Source organism: Rubrivivax benzoatilyticus JA2 = ATCC BAA-35, assembly GCF_000190375.1.
In the GTDB taxonomy this organism is placed as follows: domain Bacteria; phylum Pseudomonadota; class Gammaproteobacteria; order Burkholderiales; family Burkholderiaceae_C; genus Rubrivivax; species Rubrivivax benzoatilyticus.
In genome coordinates this window covers 1-17,270 of the sequence record NZ_AEWG01000042.1, presented here as the reverse complement: position 1 = coordinate 17,270, position 17,270 = coordinate 1, and the positions used below count along the sequence as shown (strand labels likewise).

Annotated in this window: 22 protein-coding genes; 1 reads left to right on the top strand and 21 read right to left on the bottom strand. The window is 71.2% G+C overall.

All coding sequences use genetic code 11. From position 1 onward, the window contains the following. Positions 1-4: 4 nt before the first annotated feature. From RBXJA2T_RS04405 to RBXJA2T_RS04350, 12 genes are all read right to left on the bottom strand, one after another. On the bottom strand, positions 5-304 hold the full coding sequence (locus RBXJA2T_RS04405; RefSeq protein WP_009856118.1) for a ferredoxin family protein: 300 nt from the start codon (positions 302-304) through the stop codon (positions 5-7). Beyond that, positions 301-1,608 carry an FAD-dependent monooxygenase gene (locus RBXJA2T_RS04400; protein ID WP_009856117.1) on the bottom strand — a complete coding sequence of 436 codons (1,308 nt, stop codon included), beginning with the start codon at positions 1,606-1,608 and terminating at the stop codon, positions 301-303. The genes RBXJA2T_RS04405 and RBXJA2T_RS04400 overlap by 4 nt, the downstream gene beginning before the upstream one ends. An 11-nt stretch (positions 1,609-1,619) precedes the next feature. Further along, the gene (locus RBXJA2T_RS04395) at positions 1,620-2,720 is read right to left on the bottom strand and encodes an electron transfer flavoprotein subunit alpha/FixB family protein (protein ID WP_009856116.1); all 1,101 of its coding nucleotides are present in this window, start codon (positions 2,718-2,720) and stop codon (positions 1,620-1,622) included. Positions 2,721-2,730: 10 nt separating this feature from the next. Further along, positions 2,731-3,579, bottom strand: coding sequence for an electron transfer flavoprotein subunit beta/FixA family protein (locus RBXJA2T_RS04390; RefSeq protein WP_009856115.1), 849 nt, complete (start codon positions 3,577-3,579; stop codon positions 2,731-2,733). Positions 3,580-3,599: 20 nt separating this feature from the next. Further along, a complete protein-coding gene (nifW, locus tag RBXJA2T_RS04385; RefSeq protein WP_009856114.1) occupies positions 3,600-3,944 on the bottom strand; it encodes a nitrogenase-stabilizing/protective protein NifW in 345 nt (114 codons plus the stop codon). A gap of 19 nt (positions 3,945-3,963) precedes the next feature. Further along, positions 3,964-5,124 carry a homocitrate synthase gene (gene nifV / locus RBXJA2T_RS04380; RefSeq protein WP_009856113.1) on the bottom strand — a complete coding sequence of 387 codons (1,161 nt, stop codon included), beginning with the start codon at positions 5,122-5,124 and terminating at the stop codon, positions 3,964-3,966. Positions 5,125-5,642: 518 nt separating this feature from the next. Further along, positions 5,643-5,993 (bottom strand): ISC system 2Fe-2S type ferredoxin, encoded by a 351-nt coding sequence (fdx, locus tag RBXJA2T_RS04375; protein ID WP_009856112.1) that lies wholly within the window; start codon positions 5,991-5,993, stop codon positions 5,643-5,645. Then, positions 5,990-7,891 carry a Fe-S protein assembly chaperone HscA gene (hscA, locus tag RBXJA2T_RS04370; protein ID WP_009856111.1) on the bottom strand — a complete coding sequence of 634 codons (1,902 nt, stop codon included), beginning with the start codon at positions 7,889-7,891 and terminating at the stop codon, positions 5,990-5,992. The genes fdx and hscA overlap by 4 nt, the downstream gene beginning before the upstream one ends. Before the next feature lie 7 nt (positions 7,892-7,898). Further along, positions 7,899-8,222 (bottom strand): HesB/IscA family protein, encoded by a 324-nt coding sequence (locus RBXJA2T_RS04365; protein ID WP_009856110.1) that lies wholly within the window; start codon positions 8,220-8,222, stop codon positions 7,899-7,901. Between the two features lie 4 nt (positions 8,223-8,226). Further along, the gene (gene erpA, locus RBXJA2T_RS04360; RefSeq protein WP_009856109.1) at positions 8,227-8,637 is read right to left on the bottom strand and encodes an iron-sulfur cluster insertion protein ErpA; all 411 of its coding nucleotides are present in this window, start codon (positions 8,635-8,637) and stop codon (positions 8,227-8,229) included. A gap of 29 nt (positions 8,638-8,666) precedes the next feature. Further along, positions 8,667-9,122 (bottom strand): Fe-S cluster assembly scaffold IscU, encoded by a 456-nt coding sequence (gene iscU, locus RBXJA2T_RS04355; RefSeq protein ID WP_009856108.1) that lies wholly within the window; start codon positions 9,120-9,122, stop codon positions 8,667-8,669. Positions 9,123-9,147: 25 nt separating this feature from the next. After that, positions 9,148-10,365, bottom strand: a complete 1,218-nt coding sequence (locus tag RBXJA2T_RS04350; RefSeq protein WP_009856107.1) for an IscS subfamily cysteine desulfurase — start codon at positions 10,363-10,365, stop codon at positions 9,148-9,150. 238 nt (positions 10,366-10,603) lie between these two features. On the opposite strand from RBXJA2T_RS04350, the gene RBXJA2T_RS04345 reads away from it, so the two are divergent. Beyond that, on the top strand, positions 10,604-11,092 hold the full coding sequence (locus RBXJA2T_RS04345; protein ID WP_009856106.1) for a hypothetical protein: 489 nt from the start codon (positions 10,604-10,606) through the stop codon (positions 11,090-11,092). 19 nt (positions 11,093-11,111) lie between these two features. Here RBXJA2T_RS04345 and RBXJA2T_RS04340 read toward each other — a convergent pair whose 3' ends face one another. The 9 genes from RBXJA2T_RS04340 to RBXJA2T_RS04300 form a co-directional block, all read right to left on the bottom strand. Further along, the gene (locus RBXJA2T_RS04340; RefSeq protein WP_009856105.1) at positions 11,112-11,465 is read right to left on the bottom strand and encodes a hypothetical protein; all 354 of its coding nucleotides are present in this window, start codon (positions 11,463-11,465) and stop codon (positions 11,112-11,114) included. Positions 11,466-11,478: 13 nt separating this feature from the next. Further along, the gene (locus tag RBXJA2T_RS04335) at positions 11,479-11,913 is read right to left on the bottom strand and encodes a nitrogen fixation protein NifQ (RefSeq protein WP_237704853.1); all 435 of its coding nucleotides are present in this window, start codon (positions 11,911-11,913) and stop codon (positions 11,479-11,481) included. After that, entirely contained in the window at positions 11,883-12,188 is a 306-nt protein-coding gene (gene fdxB / locus RBXJA2T_RS04330) for a ferredoxin III, nif-specific (protein ID WP_009856103.1), read from the bottom strand. Before fdxB ends, RBXJA2T_RS04335 begins: the two co-directional genes overlap by 31 nt. Before the next feature lie 11 nt (positions 12,189-12,199). After that, positions 12,200-12,400: a CCE_0567 family metalloprotein gene (locus RBXJA2T_RS04325; RefSeq protein ID WP_009856102.1), complete on the bottom strand. Its 201-nt coding sequence runs from the start codon at positions 12,398-12,400 to the stop codon at positions 12,200-12,202. A gap of 1 nt (position 12,401) precedes the next feature. Further along, positions 12,402-12,881, bottom strand: coding sequence for a NifX-associated nitrogen fixation protein (locus RBXJA2T_RS04320; RefSeq protein ID WP_009856101.1), 480 nt, complete (start codon positions 12,879-12,881; stop codon positions 12,402-12,404). Further along, positions 12,878-13,291, bottom strand: coding sequence for a nitrogen fixation protein NifX (gene nifX, locus RBXJA2T_RS04315; protein WP_009856100.1), 414 nt, complete (start codon positions 13,289-13,291; stop codon positions 12,878-12,880). The genes RBXJA2T_RS04320 and nifX overlap by 4 nt, the downstream gene beginning before the upstream one ends. Then, positions 13,288-14,730: a nitrogenase iron-molybdenum cofactor biosynthesis protein NifN gene (nifN, locus tag RBXJA2T_RS04310; protein ID WP_009856099.1), complete on the bottom strand. Its 1,443-nt coding sequence runs from the start codon at positions 14,728-14,730 to the stop codon at positions 13,288-13,290. The genes nifX and nifN overlap by 4 nt, the downstream gene beginning before the upstream one ends. 13 nt (positions 14,731-14,743) lie before the next feature. Then, positions 14,744-16,150: a nitrogenase iron-molybdenum cofactor biosynthesis protein NifE gene (gene nifE / locus RBXJA2T_RS04305; RefSeq protein ID WP_009856098.1), complete on the bottom strand. Its 1,407-nt coding sequence runs from the start codon at positions 16,148-16,150 to the stop codon at positions 14,744-14,746. A gap of 124 nt (positions 16,151-16,274) precedes the next feature. Then, on the bottom strand, positions 16,275-17,270 hold a 996-nt coding region (locus RBXJA2T_RS04300), incomplete at its 5' end, for a response regulator (protein ID WP_009856097.1).

Here is a 17,270-nt window from a genome sequence, read left to right as displayed (position 1 = left end):
CGCTCTAGCCGAATTTGAAAAGGATGCCGTAGCCGCCGCGCGGCCAGTCCCACTCGACGTTGGCGTGCTCGGTGCAGATCACGCGGCAGCTGCCGCATTCCAGGCAGCCGTCGGTGATCAGCGTCACCGTGCCGTTGCCTTCGGCCTTGTAGCAGCTGGCCGGGCAGACGTAGGTGCAGGCCTGCGACTGGCAGCTGTTGGCGCAGACCTCGGGCTTCCGGATCCGGATGTGCGGCCGGCCGTGGTCGACCTTGTACCGGTTCTGGAACAGCTTCTCCTCGACGTTGACGACCGTCGTGCTCATCGCATCGCCCTCCACAGCTTGAACGCGTCGCCGACCAGCCCGGTGACGCGGCGGGCGGCCTTGAAGCTGCCCAGGATCTCGCGCTGCTTGGTCGTCTTGTCGACGCCGTCGACCGTGAAGTAGGTCTTGGCGGCGCGGTTGACCAGCGCGGGGTAGGTGTCGAAGAAGTGCGGGCTGCGCTCCAGCACCTCGGGCAGGTGCTTGTACTTCTTCAGGTCCTTCATCACGAAGCTGGCGTCCAGCGCCGCTTTGTAGGCCGCCAGCGTCTGCGCCGTCATCGCCTTGCCGGCGGCCTTGGCCGCGGCGACGGTCTCGCCGGCGAGGCGGCCGCTGGTCATCGCCAGGTTGGAGCCCTCGCGGTGCACGGCGTTCACGAAGCCGGCCGAGTCGCCGACGATGAGCCAGCCGTGGCCGTAGAGCTGCGGCACGGCGCGCAGCCCGCCTTCGGGGATCAGGTGCGCGGCGTATTCCTTCATCTCGCCGCCTTCGAGCATCGGCGCGATGCTCGGGTGCTTCTTCAGCTTCTCCAGCAGCGCGTACGGCGAGGTGCGCTTCTCGTTGGCCTTGAAGTCCGACAGCAGGCAGCCGACGCCGATCGTCAGCGAGTCCTTGTTCGTGTAGAGGAAGCCGGTGCCGACCATGCCTTCGGTGACGCTGCCGACCATCTCGATGACGACGCCTTCCTCCTCCTTGACGTTGAAGCGCTGCTGGATCACCTCCTCGGGCATGAAGAGGATCTCCTTGACCGCCAGCGCGACGTTCTTGGCCTGGATCTCGCCGTGCAGCCCGGCCTTGCGCGCCAGCACCGAGTTGACGCCGTCGGCGAGCACGACGACGTCGGCGAAGACCTCGCCGCCGATGCGGTCGCAGCGCACGCCGACGCAGCGCTCGCCGTCCATCAGCAGTTCCTCGACGGTGGTCTCGCAGATCACCAGCGCGCCGGCTTCGCGCACCTTGGAGCTGAACCACTTGTCGAACTGCGCGCGGATGATCGTGTAGCGGTTGTAGGGCGGCTTGTTGTAGTCGTCGCTGCGGTAGTGGCTGCCGACGAAGCTGTTGTCGTCGAGCACCCACATGCGCTGCTCGATGATGTGGCGCTCCAGCGGCGCGTCGTCGCGGAAGTCGGGGACCAGCTTCTCCAGCGCGTCGGCGTAGAGGATCGCGCCCTGCACGTTCTTGCTGCCGGGGTACTCGCCGCGCTCGATCTGCAGCACCTTCAGCCCGGCCTTGGCCATCGTCAGCGCGGCCGCGTTGCCGGACGGGCCGGCGCCGACGACGATGGCGTCGAACTTCTCGTGGGACATCGTGGGCTCCTTCAGGCGGCGATACGCACGCGCTTGGCCAGGTGGTTGCGGAAGGTCTGCGTCAGCACCGGCAGCACCTGCATCGCGTTGCCGACGATGCCGTGGTGGGCGAAGTCGAAGATCGGTGCATTGGGGTCGGTGTTGATCGCGACGATGCAGTCCGAGCTCTCCATGCCGACGCGGTGCTGGATCGCGCCGGAGACGCCGGCGGCGATGTAGAGCTTGGGGCGCACGGTCTTGCCGGTCTGGCCGACCTGGCGATCGGTCTCGGTCCAGCCGGCCTGGGTGACGGCGCGCGTGGCGCCGACCTCGGCGCCGAGCACGCGCGCCAGCTCCCAGACGAGCTTGAAGTTCTCGGCCGTCTTCAGCCCCTTGCCGCCGGTGACGATGATGTCGGCGTAGGCCAGGTTGACGGTGTTGCGGCTGGCGTCGGGGATGAAGTCGAGCAGCTTGGTGACGATGTCGGTCTCGACCATGCCCAGCGCCATCTCGACGATGTCGCCGCTGCGTGTGTCGTCGCGGCGCGGCATGGCCATCACGCGCGGGCGCACGGTGGCCATCTGCGGGCGGTAGGCCAGCGTCATGATCGTGCACAGCAGCGAGCCGCCGAAGGTCGGCCGCGTCGCGGCCAGAGCGCGGCCGTCGATGCGCAGCTCGGTGCAGTCGGCGGTGAGCCCCGTGCCCAGCGTCGTCGCGACACTGCCGGCGAGGTCGCGGCCCATCGTCGTCGCGCCCAGCAGCAGGATCTCGGGCTGGTAGGTGTTGACGAGGTCGGTCAGGCCCTTGGTGAAGGGCTCGTTGCGATAGCCCTGCAGCACCGGGTCGCGCACCAGGTAGCAGCGGTCGGCGCCGTAGGCGTAGGCCTCTTTCGCGTAGCGATCCAGGTCGTCGCCCGGGCCGCCCATCAGCACGCCGCTGACGGTCACGCCCAGCGTGTCGGCGAGCTTGCGCGCCTCGCCCATCAGCTCCCAGCTGACGCTGTGCACGTGGCCGCGGTCGTGCTCGATGAAGACCCAGACGCCTTTGTAGGCCTTCAGGTGTTCGGGCAGTTCGGTGTTGCGCCCGGCGCGACCGGCCGGTTTGGCGGGCGCGGGCTTGGCGGCTTCGCTCATCTCGACTCCTTCAGGCGCTCAGGCGCTCCACCGTCTCTTCTTCCAGAGTCGGGTGGGTGGTGAAGATCTTCTGCAGCAGGTTCAGGCAGACGTCGTTGACGCTGGAGTCGGCGACGACCTGCATTTCGGCCTTGGTCGCGCGCGGCGTCGGGCCGAAGACCTTGCTGACGACGGTCGGCGAGCCCTTCAGGCCGATCTTGGAGACGTCCTCGATGCCGGCGTCGTCCTTGTTCCAGCGCCGCACCGGGCAGCGGCCGGCGCGCAGCATGTCGGCCATCGTCGCGAAGCGCATCTCGTTGGTGCCTTCGAGCATCGTGATCAGCGAGGGCAGCGTCGTCTCCAGCAGCTGCACGCCGCCTTCGGCGCGGCGCTCGACGCGGATGCGGCGGCCGTCGAGGTCGACCTCGACGATGCGGCTGACGTAGGTCAGCAGGTTCACGCCCAGGCGCTTGGCGATGCCGGGGCCGACCTGCGCGGTGTCGCCGTCGATCGTCTGCTTGCCGGTGAAGATCAGGTCGACGGCCTGCTCCTGGCCGATCTTGCGGATCGCCGCGGCCAGCGCGTAGCTGGTGGCCAGCGTGTCGGCGCCGGCGAAGGATCGGTCGGTGACGAGGATCGCGTCGGTGGCGCCGAAGCTGATGCACTTGCGCAGCGCGTCCTCGGCCTGCGGCGGGCCCATGCAGAGCACGGTGACGCGGCCGCCGAACTGGTCCTTCAGGCGCAGCGCCTCTTCGAGCGCGAACAGGTCGTACGGGTTGACGATCGCCGGCACGCCCTGGCGCATGATGGTGTTGGTCACCGGATGGACGCGGATCTGCGCCGAGTCCGGCACCTGCTTGATGCAGACGACGATGTGCATGGGGTTCCTCGCGTGAACGTTCAGACGCCGGCGTTGCGGCGCTCGGCCAGGCTCTGGCGCAGCGAGGCCAGCGGCACCGCGCGCACGCCCTCGGCGTCCTGGAAGACCTTGAACACCTTCTCGCGCTGGGCGCTGGAGGCGACGAAGTCGTTGTAGGCCTGCGTCAGCAGCACGCGGTAGCGGCGGAAGGTCTCGACCTCGTCGAGCCCTCCGAGCCCGGGCGCGGCGTTCAGGTACTGGTGGAAGCGCTTGAGGATGTGCAGGCGGTTGACCTGCACGACGCGCTCCTCGTAGGCGACGCCGAAGAAGCGCAGGAAGTCCTCGGCGCTGGACAGACCCTGCAGGCGGTGGGTGAGGCTGGTCATCGGCGTCTCCTCGGAACGGTCAGGCATGGGCGCGGGCCGGCGTGTCCTCGCACAGGTCGAGGTAGAAGCGCGCCAGGTCGTCGGCGCTGGGTTCGAGCTTGGTGTCGGCGACGTGGGCGCGGATGCGCGCCAGCAGCCGCGGCACCTGGCGCGGCGCCACCGGCAGGCCCAGGCGCGCGTAGCGTTCGATGACCGCGGCGCTGCCGGAGTGCTTGCCCAGCACCAGCCGGTGCGTGCGGCCCAGCTCCTCGGGCGCGAAGGCCTCGTAGTTGCGGCGGTCCTTCAGCAGGCCGTCGACGTGGATGCCGCTCTCGTGGCTGAACACCGCGTCGCCGACGATGGACTTGCCCGGCGCCACCGGCCGGCCGGAGGCGTGCGCGACCAGCGCGCTGATCGCCGGCAGCGTCTCGGTGCGGATGCCGCACTCGATGCCGTGCACGTGGCGCAGCGCCATCACCACCTCTTCCATCGCCGCGTTGCCGGCACGTTCGCCGAGGCCGTTGACGGTGGTGCTGGCGTGCGTGGCGCCGGCCATCGCCGCGGCCAGCGTGTTGGCGGTGGCCAGGCCCAGGTCGTCGTGGGCGTGGATCTCGATCTCGAGGTCGACCTCGGCGCGCAGCGCGGCGATGCGCTCGCGCGTCTGGAAGGGGTCGAGCAGGCCCAGCGTGTCGGCGTAGCGCACGCGGCGCGCGCCGCTGTCCTGGGCCGCCGCGGCGGCGGCGGCGAGGAAGCCGCCGTCGGCGCGCGAGGCGTCCTCGAAGCCGACGCTGACCGAGACGCCGCCGTCGGCCAGCCGCGCGACGTGGTGGCGGATGGTCTGCAGCACCCAGGCGCGGTCGCGTGCCAGCTTGCGTTCGATCTGCACGTCGGACACCGGCACCGAGACGTGCACGATGTCGGCGCCGCAGCGCAGCGCGGCTGCGATGTCGCTGTCGGCCATGCGTGCCCAGACCATCGTGCGCGCCTGGCGCACGCGGCGCGTGATCGCCTGGATCAGCTCGACCTCGTGCGCGCCCATCGCCGGGATGCCGATCTCCATCTCCGGCACGCCGGCGGCGTCGAGCGCGCCTGCGATCGCCAGCTTCTCGTCGTCGGTGAACGCGACGCCGGCGGTCTGTTCGCCGTCGCGCAGCGTCGTGTCGTTGATCGTCAGTCGGTGCGGTAACGAGGCCAGGGACACGGGCGGACTCCTGCTGCTGTGAGCAGGGTTTCGCAAGCCGCGTGCCACCCGTGTGTCGCGCGCAAGTGACTGTTTTTGAAGGGTTTTGGGCTTGCGCTTCGGGCTGTGCCGTTTGTGCGGTTGGCGACAGTTGCGCGTGGCCGGTGACAGCGTGCGGGGTCAGGTCTCTGCGTGCGGGGTCATGCGTGCGGGGTCAGGTCTCACGAGACCTGACCCCGGACTTCCGCGCAAGACCTGACCCCGGACTTCCCGGACTTCCGGCGACGCCCGAAACGACGAAGCGCCCGCGGCCAGGGGCCGGGGCGCCTCGATGTTCAGCGGCGTGCGATCGCGGACAAGTGGTGCGGCGCGATCAAGCTTCCCGCCTCGGGCCGGCTTTGCCGGTTCGTTGGCGGACGGCCTTGCAGGCCGCGCCGGGCCAATGGCCCGGCTCTTCGCATGGCGGGGCCAGTCCACCGGACTGGCTCCGTCCGTGCTCAGCCCCCTCGGGGGTAGCGAGCGCCAGCGAGCTTGGGGGCTCACCTTTCTCTGGCGTGGTTCTTGGAGTAGCGCGGCAGCTCGATCACCAGCTCCGGCCCGCCAACCTTCACGCAGCACGACAGCCGCGAATCGGCTTCCAGCCCCCAGGCGTCGGAGAGCTGCTCGTCCTCGTCGTCGTCGACCGGGTTCACGTGTTCGGCGCCCTGGCGCACGTAGACGTGGCAGGTGGCGCAGGCGCCGACCTTGTCGCAGGCGTGCTCGATCGCGATGCCGTTCATCAGCAGCTCGTCGACCAGCGAGTTGCCGGCCCCGGCCTCGAAGACGAGGCCGTCGGGGCAGAGCTGGGCGTGCGGCAGGACGGTGATGCGGGTGGGGGTGTCGTCGCTCATGCAGCCATCTGTTCGAGCGTGCGACCGGACAGCGCACTGCGCACGCGCTCGTCCATTCGGCGCGCCGCGAACGGCGTCGTGATCCGGTTGAGCTCGTCGCCCGCACGACGCAGGCGCTCTCGCAGCGCCCGGTGGGCTTCCGGCGTCGTGCCTTCACCCTCGGCGCATTCTGCCAGCGCGTCGATGACGTCCTGCATCGCACGCAGGATCTGGAACAGCTCGGGGCTGGACAGCAGGCGCTCGCCGTCTTCGTGCAGCGCGGCCTCGGTGGCGTCGAGCAGGCGGCGGGCGTCGATCTCGGCTTCGCGCAGCGCGCGTGCCGCGGCGTCCTCGGCGGCGTGGCCCAGCGCCTGCTGCAGCATGCCGGCCACCTGCTCGGTGCCCAGGCCGTAGCTCGGCTTGACCTCGACCTGGGCGCGCGCGCCCGAGGTCTGCTCGACGGCGCTGACCGACAGCAGCCCGTCGGCGTCGATCTGGAAGGTGACGCGGATGCGCGCCGCGCCGGCGACCATCGCCGGGATGCCGCGCAGCGTGAAGCGCGCCAGCGAGCGGCACTCGCTGACCAGCTCGCGTTCGCCCTGCACGACGTGCAGCACCATCGCCGTCTGGCCGTCCTTGAAGGTCGTGAAGTCCTGGGCGCGCGCCGTCGGCACGGTGCTGTTGCGCGGGATGATCTTCTCGACCAGCCCGCCCATCGTCTCCAGGCCCAGCGACAGCGGGTTCACGTCCAGCAGCAGCAGGCCGTCTGCGCCGCGGTTGCCGGCCAGCTGGTCGGCCTGGATCGCCGCGCCCAGCGCCACCGCCTCGTCGGGGTCGATGCCGGTGTACGGCTCGCGGCCGAACAGCGCGCCCACGGCGGCGCGCACCGCCGGCATGCGCGTCGCGCCGCCGACCAGCACGACGCCGTCGACCTCGGCGGGCTTGAGCTTCGCGTCGCGCAGCGCGCGTTTGACCGGGCCCAGCGTGCGCTCGACGAGCGGCCGCGTCAGCGTCTCGAACTGGCTGCGCGTGATCGTCGCCGTCGCCGGCGTGCCGTCGGCGCGCAGGCAGTGCATGACGACGCGGTCCAGCCCGCTCAGCGTCTCCTTGGCGTGGCGCGCCGCGGCGTGCAGCCGCGCCAGGTCGGCCGGGTGCCAGCCGCCGGTCTCGCCGGCGAACCACTGCGCCAGCGCGTGGTCGAAGTCGTCGCCGCCGAGCACCGCGTCGCCGGCGGTCGCGACGACCTCGAAGACGCCGCGCGACAGCCGCAGGATGCTGACGTCGAAGGTGCCGCCGCCCAGGTCGTAGACGACGTAGACGCCTTCGCTGGCCGACTCCAGGCCGTAGGCGATGGCCGCAGCGGTGGGTTCGTTCAGCAGGCGCAGCACGTTGAGGCCGGCCAGCGCCGCGGCGTCCTTGGTCGCCTGGCGCTGGGCGTCGTCGAAGTAGGCCGGCACGGTGATCACCGCGCCGACCAGCTCGCCGCCCAGCGAAGCCTCGGCGCGTTCCTTCAGCACCTGCAGCACCTCGCCGCCGACGTCGACCGGGCTCTTGACGCCGGCGCGCGTGCGCACGCCGACGGCGCTGTCGCTCAGGCGCTCCAGCGCATAGGGCAGGCTGCCGGCGGCGATGTCTTCCAGCGCGCGGCCGATCAGGCGCTTGGCCGAGGCGATCGTGTTCTGCGGGTCGGCGGCGGCGAAGGCCGTGGCCGCGGCGCCGACGGTCAGCACGCCGTCCTCGCCGTAGTGCACGACCGAGGGCACGAGGCGCCGGCCGTCGCCGTCGGGCAGCACGACGGCCTGGCCGCTGCGCACCGTGGCGACCAGCGAGTTCGTCGTGCCCAGGTCGATGCCGACGGCCAGCCGGTGCTGGTGCGGCGCGGCGGCGCGGCCCGGTTCGGCGATCTGCAGCAGCGCCATGGCGTTCTCAGACGGCGAACGACTCGCCGCAGCCACAGGTGGCGGCGGCGTTCGGGTTGTCGAACTTGAAGCCTTCGTTCAGCCCTTCGCGCACCCAGTCCAGCCGCGTGCCGTCGAGCAGCGGCAGGCTGTTGGCGGCGACGAAGAGCTGCACGCCTTCGGACTCGAAGGCCAGGTCCTCGGGCGCGGCGGCGTCGGCGAACTCCAGCGCGTAGGCGTAGCCCGAGCAGCCGCTGGTCTTGACGTCCAGCCGCAGGCCGACGCCGCTGCCGCGTTTGGCCAGCGCCTTGCGGATCTGGGCCGCGGCCTTGGGGGTGACGCTGATGGCCATGGCGTCACACCGAGAAGGACGAGCCGCAACCGCAGGTGCTGGTCGCGTTCGGGTTGCGGATGACGAAGCGCGCACCGTCCAGGCGGTCCTCGTAGTCGATCTCGGCGCCGACGAGGTACTGCAGGCTCATCGCGTCGACGACGACGGTGATCGGCTCGCGCGCGACGCGCACGTCGTCTTCCTTGACCTCGTCGTCGAAGGCGAAGCCGTACTGGAAGCCCGAGCAGCCGCCGCCAGTGACGTAGATGCGCAGCTGCAGGCTGGGGTCGCCTTCCTCGGCCAGCAGCTCGCTGACCTTGGCGACGACGGCGTCGCTGATGCGGATCGGCTGCTCGCCTTCGGGCAGCAGCGGCGGGTCGGCGCGCGGCACGAGTTCGGCGGGCGCGGCGGCGTTTCCTTGAGACTGGCAGGCCATCGTGGACTCCTGGTGGTCGGCGCGGCGCTTCAGGCCGCTTCGCTGTGCTGTTGATCGGGCGACGAGGGCGAGCAGGCGCGCTCCTCGATCAGCCCGCCCGGGCCGGCGTGGCGCTGGCGGTAGTCGGCCACCGCGGCCTTGATCGCGTCCTCGGCGAGGATGGAGCAGTGGATCTTCACCGGCGGCAGCGCCAGCTCCTCGGCGATGGCGGTGTTCTTGATCGCCAGCGCCTGCTCCAGCGTCTTGCCCTTGACCCACTCGGTGACCAGCGAGCTCGACGCGATCGCCGAGCCGCAGCCGTAGGTCTTGAAGCGTGCGTCCTCGATGACGCCGGTGCTCGGGTCGACCTTGATCTGCAGCTTCATCACGTCGCCGCAGGCCGGCGCGCCGACCATGCCGGTGGCCACCGTGTCGTCGCCGGCCGCGAAGCCGCCGACGTTGCGCGGGTTCTCGTAGTGGTCGATGACCTTTTCGCTGTACGCCATGTCGGCCTCCGGGTGTGCAAAGGAATCAGTGCGCCGCCCACTGCACGGCGGCGAGGTCGACGCCGGCGCAGTGCAGGTCCCACAGCGGGCTCAGCTCGCGCAGGCGCTCGACGGTGCGGCGCGTCTGCTCGACGGCGGCGTCGATCTCGGCCTCGGTCGTGAAGCGGCCGACGGAAAAGCGGATCGAGCTGTGCGCGACCTCGTCGGACAGGCCCAGCGCCCGCAGCACGTAGCTGGGCTCCAGGCTGGCCGAGGTGCAGGCCGAGCCCGACGAGACGGCGATGCCCTTCAGGCCCATCAGCAGCGACTCGCCTTCGACGAACTGGAAGCTGACGTTGAGGTTGTGCGGCACGCGTGCGTCGAGCGAGCCGTTGACGCGGATCTCGGGGATGTCCGACAGCCCGGCGAGCAGCCGGTCGCGCAGCGTGCGGATGCGTTCGTTCTCGGCGGCCATCGACACGCGCGCCAGCCGGTAGGCCTCGCCCATGCCGACGATCTGGTGCGTGGGCAGCGTGCCCGAGCGCATGCCGCGCTCGTGGCCGCCACCGTGCGTCTGGGCCTCGATGCGCACACGCGGCTTGCGCCGCACGACCAGCGCGCCGATGCCTTTGGGGCCGTAGGTCTTGTGCGCCGACAGGCTCATCAGGTCCACCGGCCAGGACGCGAAGTCGATCGCCACCTTGCCGGTGGCCTGGGCGGCGTCGACGTGCAGCAGCACGCCGCAGGCGCGGCAGATGCGGCCCAGCGCGACGACGTCCTGCACGACGCCGATCTCGTTGTTAACCAGCATCACCGAGGCGAGCACGGTGTCGGGCCGCAGCGCGGCCTCGAAGGCCGCCGGGTCGACGAGGCCGTCGGCGCCGACGTCGAGGTAGGTCACCTCCCAGCCGGCGCGTTCGAGCTCGCGCATCGTGTCCAGCACCGCCTTGTGCTCGGTCTTCACGGTGACGAGGTGGCGGCCGCGCGAGCGGTTGAACTGCGCCGCGCCCTTGATCGCGAGGTTGTTGCTCTCGGTGGCGCCGGAGGTCCAGACGATCTCGCGCGGGTCGGCGCCGACGAGCGCGGCAACGTGTTCGCGGGCGATCTCCACCGCCTCCTCTGCCGCCCAGCCGAAAGCGTGGCTGCGCGACGCGGGGTTCCCGAACTGTTCATACAGATAGGGCAGCATCGCCTGCACGACACGCGGGTCGACCGGCGTCGTGGCCGCGTAGTCCAGGTAGATCGGCTTGGCGCTGGGATCCATCACGAGGCTCCGGCGGAAGTGGCGAGGCATCCCCATAACGCAGGGACCGTGCCAACCCGTGCCGCAGGAAAAATCTGATCTGGATCAGACACTTGCCTGGCCTCGGCCGGATCGTCGGTGGTGCCGTCGGCACGGCCGGGCCTGTCGCTTTTGTCGCCATTGCGACGCGGGCGGTCTGGCACCTGCCGTGCTTGCCCGGATGCAGGCCCGTGCCCACGGGCAGACAAGGGGAGCGCAGATGAACCTGTTCACCGGTGTCGCGTCCGACGCCTTCTTCGGCGGCCCGGTGCCGGCCGCCGTGCACGGCCTGCTGCGCCAGGCCGCGGTGGCCGGCCCCGCGCAACGGGGCGCGCTGCTGTGGACGGCGCAGGCCATCGCGCCGCAGGCCCTGGTGCTGTACTTCGCGCTGGCCAAGCACCACGCGCAGCGGCGCGAGTTCGAGCTCGCCGAACGCGCCGCGGCGCGCGGCCTGCTCGAAGCCGGCCGCGCCGCCGGGCTGGACGACGACGGCCGTGCACTCGACGGTGCGCCGGCACCCGACTTCAACGCCGACGGCCCGGCGCGTTTCTGGCTCTTCATGCACAAGGCGCTGGCCTTCATCGCCTTGCGAGCCGGCGACCTGGACACGGCGCGCGAGCGGCTGGAGCTGATCGAGCGGGTGGCCCCGCACGCGCGCCTGGGCGACGAGGTCGTCAGCGCGCTGCTGCGCGCGACGCCCGACGAGTGATCCGTCAGGCGCGCCCGCCTCAGGGCCGGTAGTCGAAGAGTTGCGGCGCCTCGCGCCGGTACAGCTTCAGCCAGCCCAGCGTCGCCGGCAGCAGCGAGCTGGCGGCGAACCAGGCGGCGTCGTCGGCGCCGGGGCCGTCGTCGATCAGCGCGCTGCCGATGACACGCCAGCCGTCGAGGTCGATCTCGGGCATCGTGCGCCGCGCCTCGGGCGGCAGCGCGTCGAGCGTGCGTGCGACGACGAGCAGCAGCCGGCGCACCTCGGCGCGTGTCAGCCGCGAATGGCGGAAGTCGGACTCGTCGATGCCGTCGACGAGGATCAGCACACCGTCCCCGGACTGCTGCACCAGGTCCAGCAGCGCGGCGGTGAACATCGTGCCGGCGTGCTCAGGCGGCCACGGCCACGGCGCGGCGCGCGCCGTCCTCGGGGCCGAAACACAGCGCGTGGTCGCAGCAGACGGCGCAGCTCGGCGCCTTGCAGACGAAGAGCTGCTCGCGCTCGCACAGCTGCTTGTAGAGGAACTTCTTCCACTTCATGTCGGCGCTGTTCTTGCGCACCAGCGCCGGGAACCACCAGGTCATCAGCGCCGACAGCTCGGCGCGCGAGCCCAGCTGCAGGTCCTGCCAGAGGTGGTTGTCGCCCAGGCAGGCGACGGCCAGCGTCTCGGCGATGGCGGCCGCGGCTTCGCGCGGGCCCTCGGCGTGGTCGAGCAGCAGCGCGACCAGGTCCTCGACCTCGTCGGCACGCGCCGCGCGCCGCGCCAGCGCCTCGGGCACCGGCCGCGGCTCCATCAGGCGGCCACCGGGGCGTGCGAGTAGCACTTCTTCGGGCAGATCTTCGAGCACGCGGTGCAGCCGATGCACAGCTCGCCGTGCGCGATCGTCATGACCTTCTTCTCGTACTCCTCGTCGTCGTCGCCGTCCGGGTCCAGCGAGACCCGCTCGCCGTCCTCGTCGAGGCCGATCAGTTCGAGCACGCCGCGCGGGCAGACACGGAAGCAGCGGCCGCAGCCGATGCACTTGCCTTCGTCGATCTTCTGCACGAAGGAGGGCGTCCAGGTGGCGCCCGAGGGCAGGGTGATGCTGAAGTCGGACACGGTGTTCTCCGTCAGGCGGCCTGGGCCGCGGCGAGCTGCGCGCGTGCGGCGACCAGCGCCGCATGCGCCTCGTGGGCGACCCGGGCGACCTCGGGGATGCGCTCCCAGTTCGTCGGCAGTTCCTCCGACAGGTCGTGCAGGTCCATCTTGGCCTGCGTCGCGCGGGCGTTGAGCTTCTTGATCTCGGCCTTCAGGGTTTCGAGGTCGGCCATCTCATGCTCCCCAGGTGGCGACGTCGCGGTGGGCGTTGATCATCGACACGCCTTCGGCGACCAGCTTGCTGCCGGCTTCGGCCAGCTTGGCGAGGCTCGGGTAGCCGAAGCGGTGCACGTCGCGCAGATGGCGGTTGACGACGACCAGCCGGCCGGCGGTCAGCACCGTGCGGCCGAAACCTTCGTGGCTCATCTTCGTCATCGGGCTGACCATGATCCCGGTGGCACGTTCGATCGCCAGGCCGACGGCGTTGTGGAACAGGTCCAGCCGCCACAGCGTGTCGGGGTCGGGGTCGCCCATGATCGGCAGCGCGCGGCGCTGCTCGGCGCTCAGGATGAAGGGCTCGAGCAGCGTCGTGTCGCTCTTGCCGTCCCAGGTGCCGTGCGTGTCCTGGGCGCGGATCTGCTTGATCAGCTCGCGCACGAAGCCGTCCTGCAGCGCGGCCTCGTCGGCCGCCGGGCTCTCGACGGCGGCGCTCATCGCTTCACCTCGGCATCGTCCTCGAAGTCGAAGGAGCGTTCCTGGCCCTTCATCAGCGCCTTGCGCAGCCACGGAGGCGGCGTGCCGCGCAGCACGTTCTGCAGCTTGTCGAGGATGTCCAGGATCGGTTCGGGCTGCGTCACCTTGACCGGGTGGATGCGGCTGGCGACGACACGCGCCGCCGCCGAGCCGCCGATCGCGGCGACGTAGACGATGGCGCAGTCGCCGATCGCGGCCAGCTTCGGTGTCAGCTTGTCCTCGTCGCCGTCCTCGTCCAGGCCGTCGCCGAAGGCGAAGTCCTGCACGAAGGCATAGCCCTCGGGGGTGACGTCGTAGACCGCCAGATGCGGGGCCCAGCCGAAGTGCGCGTCCACGCGCTGCTGGTCCTGTGTGGCGAAGGCGACTTTCATGGTTCGCTCCGGGAAGTGACGGGATCGGTGGCCGCCGGGCGGCGGCGCGGGATGACGGCGCTGACGTGGGCCACGGCCGGCGGCACGGCTTCGACGGCGGCCAGGCTGGCGGCCGGCAGCGGCCAGTCGTCAGGGCCGTGGTGAGCGATGCACTCGATCAGCGCGTTGCCGACGGCGTTGACGAAGTCGCGTGTGCCGCGGTAGCCGACCATGCGCACGTGGGCGTTGCCGATGCGGTCGAACATCGGGATGCCCAGGCGGAACAGCGGCCGCCCCAGGCGCTCGGCGGCCTGGCGGCCGTGCGAATGCGTCATCAGCAGCTCGGCGCCGGTGGCTTCGGCCGAACGTTCGAAGTCCTCCAGGTCGCCGATCAGCACTTCGCTGGTCGGCAGGCGTTCGAGCAGCGGTGAGCGCGTCGTCGTCACGCAGGTCGCGAGTTCGGCGCCCATCTCGGCGAGAAAGCTGCCGGCGGCCCACAGCAGGTCGGGCTCGGCGGCGAGCGCGATCTTCGCGTTGCCGGTGTGGAAGTGGGCGTCGAGCATCGCGTCGACCAGCTGGCTGCGCTGGCGGCGCAGCTTGGCCGGCACCTCGCGGCCCGACAGCTCGGCCAGGCGGCGCACGAAGGCGTCGCTGGCGGCCAGGCCGGTCAGGCGGTCGAACAGCGTGTAGGGCACGCCGCAGCGCGATTGCAGCGCCTCGGCGGCCGGGCGCATCTGCTCGCCGACGGCCAGCACCTCGATGACGCCGCCCAGGGCCTCGATCTCGGCGCGCGGCGTGCCGCCGATCGTCGTGCCCTGCCAGGTGTCGGGGATGTGGCCGTCGAGCGAGCCCGAGATGTCGGGCACGACGACGGCCTGCAGGCCGAAGGCCTCGATCGTCTCGCGCAGCTCCTCCAGGTCGGCCGGCGTCAGGTGGAAGCCGGGCAGCAGCGCGACGACGCCGTCGCGGCGCGGCTCGCCGACGCGCGGCAGCGTCGAGACCAGCGCCGTGACGGCGGCCGCCCAGCCGTCCTGGAAGGCGCCGACGTAGTCGGGTGTCGAGGCGTAGACGACGGCCGTGTCGGCCAGCTCGGGGTGCTGCTGGCGCGCGAGGCGGATCGTGCCGTCGACGTCGTCGCCCTTGGTCTCGGTGAGCCCGGTCGAGCAGATGCCGATGATCTTCGGCTGGGCGCGCTGGCGGATGTTGAGCAGCGCCTTCACGAGGTTGTCGTCGCCGCCCATGATGGTCGTCGCCTCGTTCATCGCCGTCGTCTGCAGCGGGATCGCCTCCTTGAAGTGGCGCACCAGCAGCACCAGGCCGAAGGAGGTGCAGCCCTGCGAGCCGTGCATCAGCGGCATGCAGGACTCCAGCCCCATGAAGGCGAAGCTGGCGCCCAGCGGTGCGCTCATCTTCAGCGGGTTGACGCTGCAGGACTTCTTGCTTTCGGTGACGAGGGCCATCGTCTGCTCCCGTTCAGGCCGCCAGCGCCACGGCCGGGGCTTCCCAGGGCGCGGGCGCCCGCACCTGCTGCCAGACCGGGTTGAAGATCGCCTTGTCGATCTCGGCGACCATGGTCACGATGCCCTCGTAGCCGGCGAAGGCGTGGTGGCGCTCCTGGTTGATGTCCATCCAGGGCATGCGCGCCTTCAGCGCGACGAACTGGCTGCGGCCGCCGGACAGCATGATGTCGGCGCGCGCCTCGCGCAGCATGCGGTACATCTCGCGCGGCGCGAGGTCCTCGATCATGTGGGCGTCGTCGCCCATGATCTCCTGGATGCGCTGCTTGTCTTCCTTGGTGCTCTTCTTGACGCTGGTGCCGACGATCTCCAGCCCGGCTTCCTGCAGCGCCGAGACCACCGACCAGCTCTTGACGCCGCCGGTGATCAGCAGCACACGCTTGCCGGCCAGGCGCTCGCGGTAGGCGCGCAGGCGCTCGTAGGCGCGCGGCTCCTCGGCGGCGATCAGGGCCTCGGCGCGGTCGACGATGTCGGCCGGCGCGCCGGTCTGCACCAGCAGCCGGGCGATGTCGCGCAGCGTCCGGCTCATGTCGGCGATGCCGTAGAACGAGCCTTCGAAGTACGGGATGCCCCAGCGCTGCTGCATGCGCGTGGCGACGTTGATCATCGACTTCGAGCAGACCATCATGTTGGCCTTGGCCCGGTGCGCCGACGCGATCTCGCGGTAGCGGCCGTCGCCGGTGATGCAGGCCAGCACGCGCACGCCCAGCGCGTCCAGCAGCGGCTTGACCTGCCAGAGCTCGCCCGACAGGTTGTACTCGCCGATGATGTTGATGTCGTAGGGCGTGCTGACGTCGGGCTCGACGGTGCCGATCACGTAGTCGAGCAGCGCCTCGGCGCCGAGCTTGTTGCCCAGGTTCTTCGGGCCGGCGAAACCCGGCACGTCGACCGGCACGACCGGCAGGCCGAAACGTTCGCTGGCGCGTTTGCAGACGGCCTCGATGTCGTCGCCGATCATCGCCGGCACGCAGGTCTGGTAGACGAAGATCGCCGGCGGGCGCACGGTCTCGGCGATCTCGCGGATGGCCTTGAACAGCCGCTTCTCGCCGCCGTAGACGACGTCGAACTCGTCGATGTCGGTGGTGAAGCCGGTGCGGTAGATCTTCGGGCCGGAACTCGCGCTGTGGCGGTTGTCCCAGCTGTTGCCTTCGCAGGCGATCGGGCCGTGCACGAGGTGGGCGACGTCGGCGATCGGCTGCAGCGCGATCTTGGCGCCGTCGAAGGCGCAGCCGCCGGCGGCGGCACCGGGCGTCAGCTGCTTGGTGCAGCCCTTCTTGCGCGCCTTCTCGCCCTTGGCCTGGTTGACGTCGCAGCCGGGCTCGTCGAAGACCTGGGCGATCCTGGCGTTGAGCGATGCGGACATGCGGCGGGCTCCTGTGGGCGGCCCATGCCGTGTTGCACGATCGGTGCCAGTCGTGCGCCGCGCGTTTTCTCCTTCGCCGACAAGGACTTGGCGATCTGCGCCGGCGTTGCCGGCGTTGGCGGGATCACGACAAACGCGACGCCTGGGTTTCGGCCGCCGGCGTGCCGAAGGCCGCCGCCAGGCCGTCCAGCACCTGCCGCAGCTCGGCGTCGAAGACCGGTAGCGCGGCGTCGATCGCGGCGCGTTCGCCCGAGCGCACCGCGGCTTCCAGCGTGCGGGTGGCCTCGCGCAGCGCGGTGGCACCGATCGTCGCCGACTCCGACTTCAGCATGTGCAGCGCCGAAGCCGCGGCGGCCAGATCGCCGCCGCGACACTGTTCGACGATCGTCGCCGGCATGCCGGCGCGCGACTGCGCGAAGAGTTCCAGCACGCGCCGGTACAGCGCGGGCTGGCCGGCGGCAAAACGCAGGCCGGTGGCCCTGTCCAGGCCCGGCAGCGTGGGCGGCAGCACGGCGTGCGCCCCTGCCGCCGCTGGCGCAGCGGCCGGCGCGACGGCGGGCGCGGCGTCGATGCCGGTCCAGTGCCGCAGCCGCTCGATCAGCACGTCGGGCTCGAAGGGTTTGGCCAGGTGGTCGTTCATGCCGGCGGCCAGGCAGGCCTCGCGGTCGCTGGCCATCGCGTGCGCGGTCATCGCGATCACCGGCAGCGCCTCCAGCCCGGGCAGTCGGCGCAGCCGGCGCGTGGCCTCCAGGCCGTCGAGCACCGGCATCTGCACGTCCATCAGCACGGCGTCGAAACGTTCGCGCGCCAGCCAGGCCAGGGCCTCCAGGCCGTCGCCGGCCAGTGCCGTGCTGGCGCCGGCCTGGCGCAGCAGCTCCAGCGTCAGCTCCTGGTTCACCGGGTTGTCCTCGGCGAGCAGCACGCGCAGGCCTTCGAGGCGGCGCGGCGCCGGCGGCCGCGGCAGCGGCTCGCCGGGGGCCGGCGCATCGCGGCCGAACAGCGACTCCAGCAGCGCGAGCAGCGTCGCCGTCGTCACCGGCGCGGCCAGCAGCGTGTCGACGCCCGCCGGCAGCGGGCGCGCGGCGTCGTCGGCACCGTAGGGCACCAGCGCCACCAGCCG

Excerpts from the sequence above, each read along its gene's own strand:
- RBXJA2T_RS04405 (WP_009856118.1), bottom strand. The coding sequence starts at position 304 with ATGAGCACGACGGTCGTCAACGTCGAGGAGAAGCTGTTCCAGAACCGG.
- RBXJA2T_RS04400 (WP_009856117.1), bottom strand. The coding sequence starts at position 1,608 with ATGTCCCACGAGAAGTTCGACGCCATCGTCGTCGGCGCCGGCCCGTCC.
- RBXJA2T_RS04395 (WP_009856116.1), bottom strand. The coding sequence starts at position 2,720 with ATGAGCGAAGCCGCCAAGCCCGCGCCCGCCAAACCGGCCGGTCGCGCC.
- RBXJA2T_RS04390 (WP_009856115.1), bottom strand. The coding sequence starts at position 3,579 with ATGCACATCGTCGTCTGCATCAAGCAGGTGCCGGACTCGGCGCAGATC.
- nifW (WP_009856114.1), bottom strand. The coding sequence starts at position 3,944 with ATGACCAGCCTCACCCACCGCCTGCAGGGTCTGTCCAGCGCCGAGGAC.
- fdx (WP_009856112.1), bottom strand. The coding sequence starts at position 5,993 with ATGAGCGACGACACCCCCACCCGCATCACCGTCCTGCCGCACGCCCAG.
- hscA (WP_009856111.1), bottom strand. The coding sequence starts at position 7,891 with ATGGCGCTGCTGCAGATCGCCGAACCGGGCCGCGCCGCCGCGCCGCAC.
- RBXJA2T_RS04365 (WP_009856110.1), bottom strand. The coding sequence starts at position 8,222 with ATGGCCATCAGCGTCACCCCCAAGGCCGCGGCCCAGATCCGCAAGGCG.
- erpA (WP_009856109.1), bottom strand. The coding sequence starts at position 8,637 with ATGGCCTGCCAGTCTCAAGGAAACGCCGCCGCGCCCGCCGAACTCGTG.
- iscU (WP_009856108.1), bottom strand. The coding sequence starts at position 9,122 with ATGGCGTACAGCGAAAAGGTCATCGACCACTACGAGAACCCGCGCAAC.
- RBXJA2T_RS04350 (WP_009856107.1), bottom strand. The coding sequence starts at position 10,365 with ATGGATCCCAGCGCCAAGCCGATCTACCTGGACTACGCGGCCACGACG.
- RBXJA2T_RS04345 (WP_009856106.1), top strand. The coding sequence starts at position 10,604 with ATGAACCTGTTCACCGGTGTCGCGTCCGACGCCTTCTTCGGCGGCCCG.
- RBXJA2T_RS04340 (WP_009856105.1), bottom strand. The coding sequence starts at position 11,465 with ATGTTCACCGCCGCGCTGCTGGACCTGGTGCAGCAGTCCGGGGACGGT.
- RBXJA2T_RS04325 (WP_009856102.1), bottom strand. The coding sequence starts at position 12,400 with ATGGCCGACCTCGAAACCCTGAAGGCCGAGATCAAGAAGCTCAACGCC.
- RBXJA2T_RS04320 (WP_009856101.1), bottom strand. The coding sequence starts at position 12,881 with ATGAGCGCCGCCGTCGAGAGCCCGGCGGCCGACGAGGCCGCGCTGCAG.
- nifX (WP_009856100.1), bottom strand. The coding sequence starts at position 13,291 with ATGAAAGTCGCCTTCGCCACACAGGACCAGCAGCGCGTGGACGCGCAC.
- nifN (WP_009856099.1), bottom strand. The coding sequence starts at position 14,730 with ATGGCCCTCGTCACCGAAAGCAAGAAGTCCTGCAGCGTCAACCCGCTG.
- nifE (WP_009856098.1), bottom strand. The coding sequence starts at position 16,150 with ATGTCCGCATCGCTCAACGCCAGGATCGCCCAGGTCTTCGACGAGCCC.